Source organism: Brevundimonas sp. (assembly GCF_036400995.1).
Lineage (GTDB): Bacteria > Pseudomonadota > Alphaproteobacteria > Caulobacterales > Caulobacteraceae > Brevundimonas.
The window spans coordinates 1-14136 of the sequence record NZ_DASWWG010000041.1 but is presented as its reverse complement, the minus strand read 5'-3'; the positions used below and the strand labels follow the sequence as shown (position 1 = coordinate 14136).

Here is a 14136-nt window from a genome sequence, read left to right as displayed (position 1 = left end):
CCGCCGCCGCTCCGGCCCGTCCCGCGGCTCGCACCCCGGCCCCGACGCCCGAACCCGCCGGCGAACGCCCCTACCAGCCCGCCGCCCCGGCCGCCGCCGCCTCGAACCAGCCGCGCCAGTCGGTGCAGTAAAATGCGATCCCTTCCCCCCCTTGCGGGGGAAGGTGGCTCGCGGAGCGAGACGGATGGGGGGGAAACACCGCCTTGTCCAAAGGGGACAGGGCGTCGCCGGCAGCACCCCCATCCGGGCGGCTTGGCCGCCCACCTTCCCCCGTGAAGGGGGAAGGGTACTGATTTACTCGATATCCTCGTTCAGCAGGCCGACCTTGTCGAAGCCGCTGGCCTTCAGGCCGTTCATCACCGCCATGAAGCGGTCGTAGCGAACCTCCGGCTGGGCGCGGATGAAGACGCGCTCGTCGTGGCATCCGGCGCCCTTGCCCGTCGCGGCGCAGACGTCGGCGGCCAGACGGTCCATGCTGGTCTCGCGGTCGGCCAGGTACAGCTTTCCGTCCTCCTGCACGCTCACATAGACCGGATCCCGGTGCTCGACGGCGCCGACGGGAGGTCTCGCCGGCGGCAGGTCCAGTCGCAGCGACACCGTCGCGATCGGCGCGGCGACCATGAAGATGATCAGCAGCACCAGCATGATGTCCACGAACGGCGTGACGTTGATGTCCGCGTTCTGGTCCACCGTGGCTCCACCCTGTCCGGCGGGACCTGAAACTCTCGCACCCATGGCCAATCCTCCCTGTCGACCGGCGCGCCAGTGCGCCGGCAAGGCCAAGCTGGCGGGGCCCAGCGGGCGGTTTCAGGGCGGGAAGGGGGCATGAAAAAGGGCCGCCTCCCGAAGGAAGCGGCCCTGTTCCGTGCGAACCGGCGAAAAGCCTATTCGATGTCTTCGTTCAGCAGGCCGACCTTGAAGAAGCCGTTGCCCTGCAGGGTGTTCATGACTTCCATGAACTGGTTGTAGGTCACTTCGGCCTGGGCGCGGACGAAGACGCGCTCTTCCTGGCAGTTGGCCGACTCGAGGGCGGCGCAGACGTCCTGCGGCAGGGTCGCGATCGAGGTCGGGCGCTCGGCGATGTACAGGTCGCCGCCTTCCTGGATCGAAACGTAGACCGGGTCCTTCTTCGGGGTGCCCGGGGGCGGCGGAACGGCCGGCGGCAGGTCGAGGCGGATCGAAACGGTGGCCATCGGGGCCGCGACCATGAAGATGATCAGCAGCACCAGCATGATGTCCACGAACGGCGTGACGTTGATGTCCGCGTTCTGTTCGATCGTGCCGGCCTTGCTGCCCGGACCGGAAAGTTTGGCGCCCATAGGTGGGTGTCTCCATCAGGCCCGGCGCATTCCGCGGCGAGCGTCACTGAAAGCTTCGGTTCGTCTCTTGGCGTCCCGGAACCGGCTTGTAAAGCGGCTTCGGCGTCATAGAGGTTCCGAACCGTCGCCTGACGCCCGGAATACGCCTCTCAGGCGAACCGATTCAGCCCTTCGCGAGCTTGAGGAATCGGTCCTTCAACGCCGCGTCGGTCTTGAAGACGCCAGTGAAACGCGTCGTGATGGTCGAAACGTGGCGATGATGAACGCCGCGGGTCGTCATGCACTGGTGTTCGGCGTCGATCAGGATCGCCACGCCCTGCGGCGCCAGATTCGATTCGATGGCGTCGGCGATCTGGTTCGTCAGCACTTCCTGCGTCTGCAGGCGGCGCGAATAGATTTCCACCACGCGGGCCAGCTTCGAGATGCCGACCACCTTCTCGTTCGGGATGTAGGCCACATAGGCCTTGCCGATGAAGGGGGCCATGTGGTGCTCGCAGTGGCTCTCCACCTCGATGTCGCGCAGCAGGACCATGTCCTCGTAGCCCTGCACGTCCTCGAAGATGCGGCCCAGCTCCTTGGCCGGATCGGCGTCATAGCCGTCGAACCATTCGCCATAGGCGTCCACGACGCGCTTGGGCGTGTCCTTCAGCCCGGGGCGGTCCGGATTGTCGCCGGCCCAGGCCAGCAGGGTGCGCACGGCCTTCAGGGCCTCCTCGCGCGACGGGCGCTGGACCTGATCGTTGTCGCTGGCCAGGACGGGGGTGACGGTCATTCTCTCAACTCAAGCGACGAAGTAGCGCCGGAACGAAGGTCCCGGATGGACGCGCGCCGCTCTCCCTTTATAGACCTCGTGTGCTGTTCGCACGCGCGGCAGCACGGCTATATGGGGCGGACTGTCCGTCCTGCAAGAAAACTCAAGGCCATCGCCTCACTATGCCGCTGACGATTCACGACACCCTGCACCGCGAGAAGCGCGTGTTCACGCCGAAAGACGAGAACCGGGTGACGCTCTACGTCTGTGGCCCGACGGTCTATGACTTCGCCCACATCGGCAATGCGCGCCCGCCCGTGGTGTTCGACGTGCTGGTCCGCCTGCTGCGCCGCACCTACGGCGCGGACAAGGTGGTCTACGCCCGCAACGTCACGGACGTGGACGACAAGATCAACGCCAAGGCCTTCAAGGAAGGCGTGCCGATCAGCGAGATCACCGCCCGCTACGAGAAGGCCTATCTGGAGGACATGGGGCGTCTGAACGTCTCGCCGCCGGACCTGGCGCCGCACGTCACCGACCACATGGACGCCATCGTCGCCCAGATCCAGGCGATCATCGACCACGGCTGCGCCTACGCCGCCGAGGGCCACGTCCTGTTCGACGTCTCCTCCTACGAGACCTACGGCAAGCTCTCGGGCCGCAATCTGGACGACATGATCGCCGGCGCCCGCGTCGAGGTGGCTCCCTACAAGAAGAACCCGCACGACTTCGTCCTGTGGAAGCCGTCGAAGGAGAACGAGCCGTCCTGGCCGTCCCCGTGGGGCGACGGTCGCCCCGGCTGGCACATCGAGTGCTCGGCCATGATCGAGGCCAACCTCGGCCTGCCGATCGACATCCACGGCGGCGGCATCGACCTGGTCTTCCCGCACCATGAGAACGAGATCGCCCAAGGCGTCTGCGCCCACGGCCATGCCCACGGCGCGGAGTCGCACGCCGAATACAGCCGCTACTGGATGCACAACGGCTTCCTGACGCTGGACGGCGAGAAGATGTCCAAGTCGCTGGGCAACATCCTGCTGCCCCACGCCCTGCTGGAGCGCCTGCCGGGCGAGGTCATCCGCTGGGCGCTGCTGTCGGCCCACTACCGCCAGCCGCTGGACTGGAACGAGGGCCTGCTGGAACAGAGCCGCAAGTCGCTGGACCGCCTCTACGGCGCCCTGCACCGCGCGGCGGCCGTGGAGGCCTCGACGGACGATCTGCCCGCCGACTTCCTGAAGGCCATCGAGGACGACCTGAACACCCCCGGCGCCGCCGCGGCCCTGTTCGCCCTGTCCAGCGAGATCGAGCGCGGCATGACCGCCGGCGACCATGCCGCCGTCGCGACGGCCAAGGGCCAGCTCCTGGCCTGCGCCGCCGTCCTGGGCGTGCTGCAGAACGATCCGGCCGCCTGGCTCGAGGGCGACGTCTCCGACGACCTCCGCACCGAGGTCGAGGCCCTGCTGGAACAACGCGCCGCCGCCCGCGCCGCCAAGGACTGGCCCGAAGCCGACCGCATCCGCGACCGCCTGAACGCGCTCAATGTCGTGGTGATGGACGGGCCGCAGGGCGCGACCTGGCGGGTCAAAGCCTGAACCCGGCTCACCTCTCCATTCGCCCTCAAGCGAATGGAGAGGACAGATCGGCGTCTTCGCCGATCAGGTGAGGGCGGCTCCGTCAGGACAGGAGGTCGCTCAAACACCGGTGTCGGCGGCTGACCGTCCACCGCCTGCGCCGCCCCCTCCTGATCGCTGGCGCGATCTGTCCTCCCCATCGCCTTGAAGCGGGCGATGGAGAGGTGAGTCGTCAGCGCAGCCTCACGTAATCCGCTTCACGCTCACCGGATCGCTGGCCGGGAAGGTCTCCTCGACCCCTTCGTCGACCAGCGCCTCCTGCCGGTCCTCGGCGTCGGCCAGCTTTTCCAGCTGATCCGGCTTGCCCTTGATCGGCCGGGCGCGCTTGGCGTGCGGGGTGTCGGCGTCGCCGTCCTCGCGGGCGGTGTGTTCGGACTGAGTGGTCATCGTCTCTCTCCTCAGTTCGCGGGGTGGTCTTCGTCGCCGTCGGGGCCGTAGCCCAGGTCGGCGATGTCGTCGTCCGACAGGCGTTTGGCCTCCCAGTGGGCGGCGCTGGCCTGGGCCCCGCGCTCGTTCTCCATCAGGCCCGCATAGACCAGCTCGACCTCGTCGGCGCCCAGTTGGCCACCGCTCTCGCCGTCGATCTCGGTCAGGCGCTGGCCGTCCAGCCCCAGCAGGGCGTCGGCCTCGGCCTCGATGCCCGAGGCGCCCAGTTCGTCGTCGATCTCGTCCAGGTCGTCCTCGTCGAACGCGTCCTCGTCCGCATCGCCGTCCGCCTGGGTGACGTCCAGCACCGGGTCCGCCTCATCCAGCAGGAAATCGCCGTCCCCCTCGTCGTCGAGGTGGGTTTCGTCAAAGACTTCAGACTGTTCCTGGTCGTCCCTGTAGTCGTCGAGTTCGGGCATTTTCGCCTCCCTGTGTCTCAGGGAGAACAACGCCACGGCTCAGGCGGCGTTCCAGCCGTCCGCCACGACCCGATCCAGCGCCGCCCGCATCCGGTCGATCACCTCGGGCCAGCCGTTGACGGCCGCGCGCACGAAGATCTTCACGTCCGGATAGAAGACGTAGTGGTCGGTGGTCATCAGGTGCCAGTCGTCCGGCGCCGCCACCATCCAGGTCCGCGCGCCCGAGGCGGCGGCGATATTGGTCCCGGCGATGCCCGGCCCCAGCACCACGTCGCAGGCCACCGACAGGGCGGCCACGTCCTCCAGATCGTCCTTCAGGTTGATCGGCGGGGTCCAGATGAACACCCCGGCCTTCTCGGCCGCCTCCAGGTCGGCGGAGACGTCGCCGCACTGAAGGTTGACCATCACGCAGCCGGGGGCGGTCAGGATCGGCTGCCACAGCTGGAATCCGGCGGCGAAGAAGGCCGCCCGCGCCCCGGTCATGACCAGGCTCTTCCAGTGCAGCCCGACCTTCAGCCCGGCGGGCAGCTTGGCCAGTTCGCCCTTCCAGTATTCGACCTTCTCGGCCGAGGGGACGATGTACTGGCGAGGGGGCGGGAAGCTGTCCAGCGTCTTGCGATAGACCGCCATCAGGCTGGCCAGCGGGACCCAGTAGTCCAGCTTGCCCTCGGCCTCCGCGATCTCTTCGGCGAAGGGGACGTAGCGGGTCAGGCGGCCTTCCAGCCGCACCGCCTTGTGCCCGCCCACGATCGCGCCGGGGAAGGCCCGCTGGAACAGCCCGACCATCCGCTGTTCGACCGCCAGATAGACCTGGCCGTCCGGCCCGACCGCGTCGATCAGGTCCTGCACGCAGTTGGAGAAGACCAGTTCGTCCGCGATGCCCTGCTCGCCGACGATCAGGATGCGCTTGCCGGCGACGTCCTGCGTCTTCGGATCCCAGCGCGGCGCGTCGACCGCCACGCCCATGGCGTCCGGCAGGTTGGGGTCCAGCCGGACCTCATAGGCCTCGAACCCTTCCGGGATGCGTGCCTGGCCCATCAGCATCAGGGCCCGGGCCATGTTCATCATCGCCACTTCATAGCCGCTCTCGGCGCCGGGCAGGGCGGCCTCCATGTCGGCGATGGCGCCCGGAACGTCGCCCAGCGGGCGGCGGACGTTGGCCCGGTTGTAGCGGGCCTTGGCGAAGGTCGGGTCCAGCCGCAGCGCCTCCTCGAAGAAGGTCAGGGCCTCATCCAGCCGCCCCTCGTCGTTCAGCACCGTGCCGAGCGTGTTCCACAGCACCGCGCTGTCGCTCTCGATCTGCAGCAGCGGGCGCAGCAGCTCGACCGCGTCGCCGTAGCGGTTCTGGTCGCGCATCACGCAGGCCAGGTTGTTGGTCGCCTCGATATGTCCGGGGTTGGCCGCCAGGAATTTCAGCAGCAGCTTCTCGGAGATGTCGAGATAGCCCAGCCGTTGCGCCAGCCGCCCCAGATCGTGGGCGATGTCCGTGTGGTCCGGCAGCAGCTGCAACGCGGCCTCATAGGCGTGGATCGCCGGGCCGAACCGGTTCTGCTTCTCCTGACAGATGGCCAGCACGTGCCAGGCCAGGCCGCTGGTCTCATCGACCTTCAGCGCCTCCAGCACCCGCTCGGTCGCCTTGGAGAAGTCGTTGACGCGGATCGCCATCAGCGCCGACTTCAACAATTCCAGCGCCTTGCGCTGGCTTTTCACCGACCGCGTTCCGGCCAGCGACTTCGAAAGGCGGCTGATCGCGGCGGGGGAGGCGGCGTCGCCGGCGATTCCCTGCGCCGTCGGGGCGGGGGCGTGGGCGGCCGTGTCGTCGATCACTTGGGGGGCGGACATGGGCAGGCTCGAAACGACTCGGGAAATGAGGCGGATAGGGGATATGACGCCGTCCCCTCACAAGAGATGGTTAACCACGCCTGTTTAGCCTGCGTTGGTTCCCGGCTTCCTAGAACTGTACGCCGGGCCGAAGGGAAAGACGCCCAATATGCCGTTGAAGCTGTCGCTCAAGCCGGGCGAAAAGTTCGTCCTGAACGGGGCTGTCGTCCAGAACGGCGACCGTCGCGGCGTCCTGATCCTGCAGAACAAGGCCAGCGTCCTTCGCGAGAAGGACATCATGCAGCAGTCGGAGGCGAACAGCCCCGCCAAACGCATCTATTTCCCGGTCATGATGATGTACCTCGACGAGGCCTCGGCCCCGAAGGTGTACGACGAGTTCGCCCTGCGTCTGACCGAGTTCATGGGCGCGTCGCGCAATCCGGACGTTCTGGCCGAATGCGTCGCGGCGTCGCGGCACGTGATGGCGCGCGAGTACTACAAGGCCCTGATGGCGGCCCGCAAACTGGTGGATTACGAGGAAGGTCTGGCGAATGTCGCTTCAGGCGTACAAGACCGCGGCGACGCGGGCTGAGACCCCCCGCGAGGCTGAGTACCGGTTGTTCGGGCAGGTGACCCGGGCGCTGATGCACGCCTCGACGGTCGAGGCTTCGGATATCAAGACCCGGATCGAGGCGCTCGACTGGAACCGTCGCCTGTGGTCGACCCTGGCCACCGACTGCTCCAATCCCGACAACGCCATGCCCATGGCGCTGCGGGCCCAGATCATCTCGATCAGCCTGTTCGTCGGGCGTCACTCCTCCGCGATCATGCGCGGCGAGGATGATTTCGAAGCGCTGATCGACATCAACAAGTCGATCATGCAGGGCCTCCAGGGCCCCGGTCCCCAGGCGGGCTGAGCCCCGGCTCGCCTCTCCATCGTCCCCTTCAAGGCGATGGGGAGGACAGATCGCGTCAGCGATCAGGAGGGGGCGGCGCCGTCGCCGGCCCGCTGACCCTCCGACACCGACGTTCGAGACCTCCGCGACCCCGGCGCCCTGTCTGCGTAGCGGCGCCGCCACGCCCGGCCAATTCTGCCGACCGGCAGCCTCTGCGTCCATTCCATTCAATAAAATCAACGGGTTGTTCTGGCCCATGCCTTGCGTGGGCGTGCGCGAACCAGAACCGGTTCTACGGCCAGAAGGCCGTTCACAACCGACCAGAATGGAAGGAACTACCCGATGGTTATGTCGGTCAACACCAACGTGGGCGCTCAAATTGCGCTCCAGAACCTGAACGCGACCAACGCCCAACTGGCGACGACCCAAAACCGGATCAACACCGGCAAGGCCGTCTCCAACGCCAAGGACAACGGGGCTATCTGGGCTATCGCTCAGGGGCAACGTGCCGACATCGGGGCGCTGAACGCGGTGAAACAGTCGCTGGACCGTGGCGTCGCCGCGGTCGATGTGGCTCTGGCGGCAGGCGAGACGGTCTCTGACCTCTTGCTGCAGATGAAGGAGAAGGCTCTCGCGGCGACCGATGCTTCGCTGAAGACCGCGTCCCGTAATGCCCTGAACGAGGACTTCAAGGCCCTGCGCGACCAGATCGCCTCTGTGACCGGCAACGCTGACTTCAACGGGATCAACCTGCTGAAGACCGGCGCCACCGGGTTCTCGGCTCTGGCCAACGCCCAAGGCAACGCCACCCTGACGGTCGGCGCTGAAGTCATGGCTCTGGGCAGCACGACGGTGACGGTCGCGACGACGCAGTCGATCGAAACCCTGACCAAGGCGACCGCGTCCCTCTCGGCCGTGACCGCCTCCATCGACAACGTCTCGGGCGCCCTGGCGCGTCTGGGCACCAAGTCGAAGGCCCTGACCACTCACCTGACGTTCGTCGGCAAGCTGTCGGACGCTCTGGAAGCCGGGGTGGGCAACCTGGTCGACGCCGACCTGGCGAAGGAAAGCGCCAAGCTCCAGGCTCTGCAGACCAAGCAGCAGCTGGGGGTTCAGGCTCTGGGCATCGCCAATCAGACGCCGCAGCTGGTCCTTTCGCTGTTCCAGTAATTCACGACGGGTTCTCGCAGGCGCCGGAGGGGTTCACCTCTCCGGCGTCTCGTGCGTCCGGGCCTAGCTGAACAGGCCGGTGAAGGCGTGCCAGACCGCCGACGGCATGCCGACCAGCCAGTCCCACACGGGCAGCAGATAGGGCGACACCCACTCCCAGGCGGCCCAGACGATCACCGCCCCCGTGGCCACCAGCGCCACCGCGCCCCAGGCGATCAGCACCGCCAGCCCGTCCCGCTGAAGCAGGCCGAAGCCGAACATCGACATGATGAAGGACGGCACGAAATTCCCGCCGGGAATCGGCAGCATCAGCACGCCGGACAGCAGAATGATCGCCGCGCCGATCAACACCTCCGACAGTTCGCTGGTCATCACCTCGATGCGCGGCCGCGCCAGCCGCTCGACCTTGCGGAGCGGCTTCAGGACCTTGTTCACCGCCTCACGGTAGGTGGACCGCTCGATCGATCGGGCCAGCAGCCACCGGGGCATCCACAGCTGGTCGCGCCGGGTCAGCAACTGCACGCCGATCAGCAGCATGGGCGCGCCCAGGACCGTGGTCGTGCCCGGCACCGCCCCGAACACCATGTTCAGCAGGCCGAAGAACAGCAGGGTCGCGCCGAAACCGCGTTCGCCGAAGGCGTTGATCAGTTCGCCGATATAGAGCTTGGGATCATCCTTGGCGCCGATGTCCTCGATCACCTGCGAGAACGGGCGTGTGTCGGCCTGATAGTCGTAGTCGGGCATCGGCTGACGGGCGTTCCGGGGGGACGAAGCGGCGGGAAGGTCTGATCTAGGCGCGGCTATGCCGTTACGCCACTTAAGAAACGTCCATGCGACAAAGCGGGTTCAGAACAGGTGGCCGAACCAGCGCAGTCCGTGCTCCACCGCCGCCACGATCAGCGCCCAGGCGAGGAACAGCACCGCCACCGTTCCCGCGGTCAGCAGCCAGCCGATCAGCACCGCCAGCCCATCCCTCTGCATGACCCCCAGCGAGAAGAAGCCGATCGCCACCGCCGGCAGCAGGTTCCCGCCCCAGACCGGCAGGACCAGCACCACCGACAGGAACACGCACGCCAGACCGATCAGGCCCTGACCCAGCCCGCCGGTCAGCACATACAGCCTCGGCCGGGCCAGTCGTTCGGTCAGCTTCAGCGGCTTGCGGAAGCGCCCGCTCAGCTTGCGGAAGGTCTGCCGGTGCACCGCGATCCGCTCGGCCCAGCGCGGGATCCACAGGCTGTCGCGCCCCAGCGCCAGTTCCATCGACAGCAGCAGCAGCGGCGCCCCCGTCAGCGTCGTCCCGCCGGGCGGCCACGGCAGCATGTTCAGCAGGGCGAAGAAGAACATCACCGGCCCGAACGCCCGGTCGCCGAACGCCTCGACGATCTCGCCCAGGCACAGCTTCTCGCCCGGGCGCGTCCCCAGCGTCTCGACGACGTCCGAAAACGCCCGCGGCCGTCCGGTGGAGGTCTCGGTCAGGGACATGGGGGCACGATGACGCGGTCTCGCGACGGCGTCACGATCCTTCGCCGTACGGGCGTCAGACCCTGTGCTCCGGCTTCCCCTTGCGCTTCGTGTGCGCCAGCTCTTCGAGCTGCTTCTCGGTCATCGACTCGACCATCGACTTGGACGCGCCCTTCAGCTTCGACTTGGGCGTCTCGCCGCGCTTTGCGGACAGGGCGGCCCCGGCGGCCTTCTGCTGGGCGGCGGATACGGCGGGCATGGGCGGGCTCCTTCTGGTGAAGGCGCAACCGGCGGTCGGGGCGGGGGTTCCGTTGCGGCCGCTGCAGTGCGGACAGGCCGATCAGGGCGCGTCGATGACGCGGATCGTCCGGCGACCGTCGACGTCCCCGATCACGGCGTGCGGCGGCAGTTCCAGACGGAGGTTTTCCAACTCGATCACCCTCTCGCCGGAGACGAGGCGCTCCCGCTCACCCTCCGACAGGGCGATATAGAGCGTCGTCGCCACCACCCGGGTCGGTCCGACCGGCTCCTGGATCATCACGGGTCGTCCACGGGTCTCGATTCGGGCGCCGTCGAACTCCGCCAGTACCTCGCGCACGTCCTGAAGGGCCAGGGCTCCACCGGGGAGAGGCGTCATCCCGCGGGCGCCGAAACTCAGTCCGACCGGACGGGAGCGTCGAACCGGCCCTTCGAACCGAACCACCAGCCAGTCAGGCGACCGCGACAGGAAGTCGGCGACGCTGACGGGCTGGGCGACAGCGCCGGGAGGGAGCGTCATCTGACGACGAATGTTCTCGCTTACGGCCTCATCGACCGGTTCAGGCGGCAGCGACGGTCGCTCGCCTGCGGCCTCGGCCAGGAGGCTCACCAGAGGCTCGCCCCGTTCGATCCGCCGGCGCCAGTTCGCCGCGCCCAGTTCCTCGATCAGGACGATCATCGCCGCGCCGGTCCCGTAGGCGCGGCCCCGGAACACGTCTCCGACGTATGAACTGCCGGGGCGCAGCAGCGGGCGCGCCAGCCGTTCCCGCACCCGATCCTCCATCGACGGGCCGCCCGGCTCCATCACGGTCATGGCGCGCAGGGCGGCGTACTCGGCCGTGCCTTCGTTCCACTCCATGTGGCTTTCGATGTTGCGGATGGGGGGCGGCAAGTCGGCCAGCCGTCGCTCTCGCGCTGCAAGGTAGCGGTGGACCAGCATCAGGCGCTCCTCCGGCGTGACAGGGCCCATCGCGGCGTACAGCAACCGGCGTTCCTGCTCGGCCGCGACCGCGAAAGCCTCAAGGTCGGGAATAGCCGAGACATCAACGAACTCGCCGCCGCTCCCACCCCGATCCAACCACCGGAAGGCGCCGCTCTGGTAGTCGTGAAACTGTTCGTGGAAGAGGGTGGACAGCTCCTCTTCCGCACTGTCCAGCCGGAGCAGGATCGTGTTGTCAGCCCTGTCCGGGTAGTCGAGCACGAAGGTGAACCGGACGTCTTCCATCTCGCCGGGGCGGAAGCGGCGGCCATGGCGCGCGGCCTCGCCGCCGTAGGCCGCTCCGGTTCCGGGCAGGTAAAGGATGAAGGCTTGATCCGGTGGCCAGTAGCCCGGCCAGATGCGCGCCAGTGCGTCTCCCTGCGCTTCTACGGCGCGCGCGCGTTCCGCCAGGATCGCCGCCGGGTCGTCCGCCGTCTGCGGCGCGGACACGGCCAGGACCAGCAGGGCGCCAGACAACAGGCTCATCGGGGCGTGGTCAGGAACGCAGCGGCGCCGGCGATGATGGTGACCGCCTGCAGGACCCGGAAGAGACGCAGCTTGTTCCGGATATTGGGCGGCAGGTTCGGATCGGCCGCCAGCATCCGAAGCCCGTCCGAGAACGCGCCGTGATCATCCTCTTCCTCCGGATCGACGTCCGGCTCGAACGAGGTCCCCGGCCGCCGGCGGCGGCGATGGGCGGCGCGGTTCAGGTCGTCGGCCAGCAGCTTCAGCCAGCAGCCGGCCCCGATCCCGATCACCAGACAGAGGAGGGGAAGGGCGAACCTCACCCCAGCAGTTCGCGCCCGATCAGGAACCGCCGGATCTCGTTGGTCCCCGCGCCGATGTCGTACAGCTTGGCGTCGCGGACCAGCCGCTCGACCGGCCATTCCTTCGTGTAGCCGGCGCCGCCCAGGGCCTGCACGGCCTCGAGCGAGACCTTCACCGCGTTCTCCGAGGCCAGCAGGATGGCGCCCGCCGCGTCGTAGCGGGTGGTCTTGCCCGCGTCGCAGGCGCGCGCCACCGCATAGACGTAGGCGCGGGCGCTGTTCAGGGCCACGTACATGTCGGCGACCTTGGCCTGCATCAGCTGGAACGAGCCGATGGCCTTGCCGAACTGCTTGCGGTCGCGGACGTAGGGCAGGATCACGTCCAGCGCCGCCTGCATGATGCCCAGCGGCCCGCCCGACAGGACGGTGCGCTCATAGTCGAGGCCGCTCATCAGCACCCCGGCGCCGCCGCCGACCGGCCCCATGACGTTCTCTTCCGGGACCTCGCAGTCCTCGAACACCAGCTCGGCGGTGTCCGACCCGCGCATGCCCATCTTGTCCAGCTTCTTGGAGACGCTGAAGCCCTTCATCCCCTTCTCGATCAGGAAGGTGGTGACCCCGCCGTTGCCCTCGCCGGTGCGGGCGTAGACCACCAGGGTGTCGGCGGTGGGCGAGTTGGTGATCCAGAATTTGGTGCCGTTCAGGACGTAGCGGTCGCCCTTCTTTTCGGCGCGGGTGCGCATCGACATCACGTCCGAGCCCGACCCGGCCTCCGACATGGCCAGCGACCCCAGATGCTCGCCCGAGATCAGCTTGGGCAGGTATTTCGCCTTCTGCTCCGCGGTGCCCCAGCGGCGGATCTGGTTGACGCACAGGTTGGAGTGGGCGCCGTAGCTCAGGCCGATCGAGGCCGAGGCGCGGGACACCTCCTCCATCGCCACCACGTGTTCCAGATAGCCCAGCCCCAAGCCGCCGTACTCTTCCTCGACGGTGACGCCGTGCAGGCCCAGTTCGCCCATCTCGGGCCACAGGTCGCGGGCGAACTCGTTCTTTTCGTCGATCTCGGCGGCGCGCGGCGCCAGCCGGTCGGCGGCCCAGCGGGCGGTGGTGTCGCGGATGGCGTCAGCGTTCTCGCCGAGGCCGAATTCCATGGATTGGGGCGCGAAAGGAATGCTCATGCGCCGGGCGTAGCCCATTCCTTTCCCGAGCGGAAGCGCGCGCGGACGGCGTGGCTGCGACACCGTTCCGAGCGACGATTTCCTTTCCCGGATCGCCGTTTCGGCGGGAAAATCAGTCCCGCTTGCCCGCCTTCACATACAGGTTCCAGGCCGAGACGCCGACGCAGATCACCCCGATCAGGGCCAGCACCCAGGCGATGACGGCGAAGTCGTCCAGCGGCGACTGGTCGGTCATCGCCTTGCGGAAGGCGGCGGCCGAGGCGGCGCAGGAGAACAGTCCCAGCCCGCCCATGATCATGTAGGGGCCGGTCTCGATCCAGTCGAAGCGGCGCGGCGAGTCCGGCTCCACCTCGTGGCGCAGCACGGCCAGCGGCGGCTCCTCCTCGAACAGCACCGTTTCGTCGGCCTCGTCGGCGCCCTCGCGCTGCTCCGGGGCCCAGACGTCGCGGGCCGGTTCGGCGAAGTCGGCCTCGACGGCCGGGGTCAGCTCCAGCGGCGGGAAGGGCGACGGCCCGGGTGCGGGGCTGAACATCGGGGCCACCGGCGTAAAGACCGGGACCTCGACCGTCGGCCCCACCGCCGGAGCCGCGGGAGGCGGCGTGACGGCCACGGGGGCCTCGACAGGCGCTTCGACGGGGGCCTCGACCGACACCTCGGCGGGGGCCGGATCGACCTCGACGGGAGCCTCGATGACCTCCGGCGCGTCCACCGGCGCCTCGGCGGCTGTTTCAGCGACCGGCGCGGCCTCCGACTCTGCGTCGGCAGCGGCCGTCGGGAAGCCCGGCAGCGGCCCGATCATGGCGGCGGCGTAGGGCGAATAGCGCTGGAACTGGGCGGCGGTCGCGGCGGGCGTGGACGGGGTCCAGCGGTTCTGCCCGTGCGGAGTCCAGACGCTCGGCAGGGGCAGGGCGCGCGGCGCTTCCGGCGCGGGCTCCGGTTCGCCTCCCGGCGCGGGCCCGGCTTCCGGTTCGGCGGGCTCCGGCGCGGGGGCCTCGGCCGCCTCGGCCGCCTCTACCGGCTCGACGGCCTCCGCTTCGTGGGGTTCGCCCAGCAGCGAGGC

The 14136-nt window shown here is 68.3% G+C and carries 16 protein-coding genes and 1 pseudogene; 4 read left to right on the top strand and 13 right to left on the bottom strand.

Going from position 1 to position 14136, the window contains the following annotated elements; all coding sequences use genetic code 11:
• Positions 1-294 precede the first annotated feature (294 nt).
• The 3 genes from VGE03_RS05910 to folE form a co-directional block, all read right to left on the bottom strand.
• Entirely contained in the window at positions 295-735 is a 441-nt protein-coding gene (locus tag VGE03_RS05910; RefSeq protein WP_331045549.1) for a biopolymer transporter ExbD, read from the bottom strand.
• Between the two features lie 149 nt (positions 736-884).
• Positions 885-1319, bottom strand: coding sequence for a biopolymer transporter ExbD (locus tag VGE03_RS05905; protein WP_331045548.1), 435 nt, complete (start codon positions 1317-1319; stop codon positions 885-887).
• 163 nt (positions 1320-1482) lie between these two features.
• Complete coding sequence (gene folE / locus VGE03_RS05900) at positions 1483-2091, bottom strand: GTP cyclohydrolase I FolE (protein ID WP_331045547.1); 609 nt, start codon at positions 2089-2091, stop codon at positions 1483-1485.
• A gap of 161 nt (positions 2092-2252) precedes the next feature.
• Between folE and cysS the strand changes: the two genes are divergently transcribed.
• Positions 2253-3662, top strand: a complete 1410-nt coding sequence (gene cysS / locus VGE03_RS05895; protein ID WP_331045546.1) for a cysteine--tRNA ligase — start codon at positions 2253-2255, stop codon at positions 3660-3662.
• A 222-nt stretch (positions 3663-3884) separates the two neighbouring features.
• Here the strand turns inward: cysS and VGE03_RS05890 are convergent, their stop codons facing one another.
• The 3 genes from VGE03_RS05890 to VGE03_RS05880 are packed head-to-tail and all read right to left on the bottom strand — an operon-like array spanning position 3885 to position 6388.
• Positions 3885-4088 carry a hypothetical protein gene (locus VGE03_RS05890; RefSeq protein ID WP_331045545.1) on the bottom strand — a complete coding sequence of 68 codons (204 nt, stop codon included), beginning with the start codon at positions 4086-4088 and terminating at the stop codon, positions 3885-3887.
• 11 nt (positions 4089-4099) lie between these two features.
• Positions 4100-4546, bottom strand: a complete 447-nt coding sequence (locus VGE03_RS05885; RefSeq protein WP_331045544.1) for a hypothetical protein — start codon at positions 4544-4546, stop codon at positions 4100-4102.
• Between the two features lie 39 nt (positions 4547-4585).
• Positions 4586-6388 carry a tetratricopeptide repeat protein gene (locus VGE03_RS05880; protein ID WP_331045543.1) on the bottom strand — a complete coding sequence of 601 codons (1803 nt, stop codon included), beginning with the start codon at positions 6386-6388 and terminating at the stop codon, positions 4586-4588.
• A gap of 148 nt (positions 6389-6536) precedes the next feature.
• On the opposite strand from VGE03_RS05880, the gene flbT reads away from it, so the two are divergent.
• The 3 genes from flbT to VGE03_RS05865 all read left to right on the top strand — a co-directional run bounded on the left by flbT (position 6537) and on the right by VGE03_RS05865 (position 8433).
• A complete protein-coding gene (gene flbT / locus VGE03_RS05875; RefSeq protein ID WP_331045542.1) occupies positions 6537-6959 on the top strand; it encodes a flagellar biosynthesis repressor FlbT in 423 nt (140 codons plus the stop codon).
• Positions 6919-7284, top strand: coding sequence for a flagellar biosynthesis regulator FlaF (gene flaF / locus VGE03_RS05870; protein WP_331045541.1), 366 nt, complete (start codon positions 6919-6921; stop codon positions 7282-7284). The genes flbT and flaF overlap by 41 nt, the downstream gene beginning before the upstream one ends.
• Before the next feature lie 321 nt (positions 7285-7605).
• Complete coding sequence (locus VGE03_RS05865; RefSeq protein ID WP_331045540.1) at positions 7606-8433, top strand: flagellin; 828 nt, start codon at positions 7606-7608, stop codon at positions 8431-8433.
• Positions 8434-8496: 63 nt separating this feature from the next.
• Here the strand turns inward: VGE03_RS05865 and VGE03_RS05860 are convergent, their stop codons facing one another.
• From VGE03_RS05860 to VGE03_RS05830, 7 genes and pseudogenes are all read right to left on the bottom strand, one after another.
• Entirely contained in the window at positions 8497-9177 is a 681-nt protein-coding gene (locus VGE03_RS05860) for an exopolysaccharide biosynthesis protein (RefSeq protein WP_331045539.1), read from the bottom strand.
• 102 nt (positions 9178-9279) lie between these two features.
• Positions 9280-9915 carry an exopolysaccharide biosynthesis protein gene (locus VGE03_RS05855; protein ID WP_331045538.1) on the bottom strand — a complete coding sequence of 212 codons (636 nt, stop codon included), beginning with the start codon at positions 9913-9915 and terminating at the stop codon, positions 9280-9282.
• 55 nt (positions 9916-9970) lie between these two features.
• Positions 9971-10153 carry a DUF3008 family protein gene (locus VGE03_RS05850; RefSeq protein ID WP_331045537.1) on the bottom strand — a complete coding sequence of 61 codons (183 nt, stop codon included), beginning with the start codon at positions 10151-10153 and terminating at the stop codon, positions 9971-9973.
• A gap of 81 nt (positions 10154-10234) precedes the next feature.
• On the bottom strand, positions 10235-11617 hold the full coding sequence (locus tag VGE03_RS05845; RefSeq protein ID WP_331045536.1) for a hypothetical protein: 1383 nt from the start codon (positions 11615-11617) through the stop codon (positions 10235-10237).
• Positions 11614-11919 carry a hypothetical protein gene (locus tag VGE03_RS05840; protein WP_331045535.1) on the bottom strand — a complete coding sequence of 102 codons (306 nt, stop codon included), beginning with the start codon at positions 11917-11919 and terminating at the stop codon, positions 11614-11616. Before VGE03_RS05840 ends, VGE03_RS05845 begins: the two co-directional genes overlap by 4 nt.
• A complete protein-coding gene (locus tag VGE03_RS05835; RefSeq protein ID WP_331045534.1) occupies positions 11916-13076 on the bottom strand; it encodes an isovaleryl-CoA dehydrogenase in 1161 nt (386 codons plus the stop codon). The genes VGE03_RS05840 and VGE03_RS05835 overlap by 4 nt, the downstream gene beginning before the upstream one ends.
• A gap of 112 nt (positions 13077-13188) precedes the next feature.
• Positions 13189-14136 (bottom strand): annotated as a pseudogene (locus VGE03_RS05830) (hypothetical protein); the annotation flags it as partial.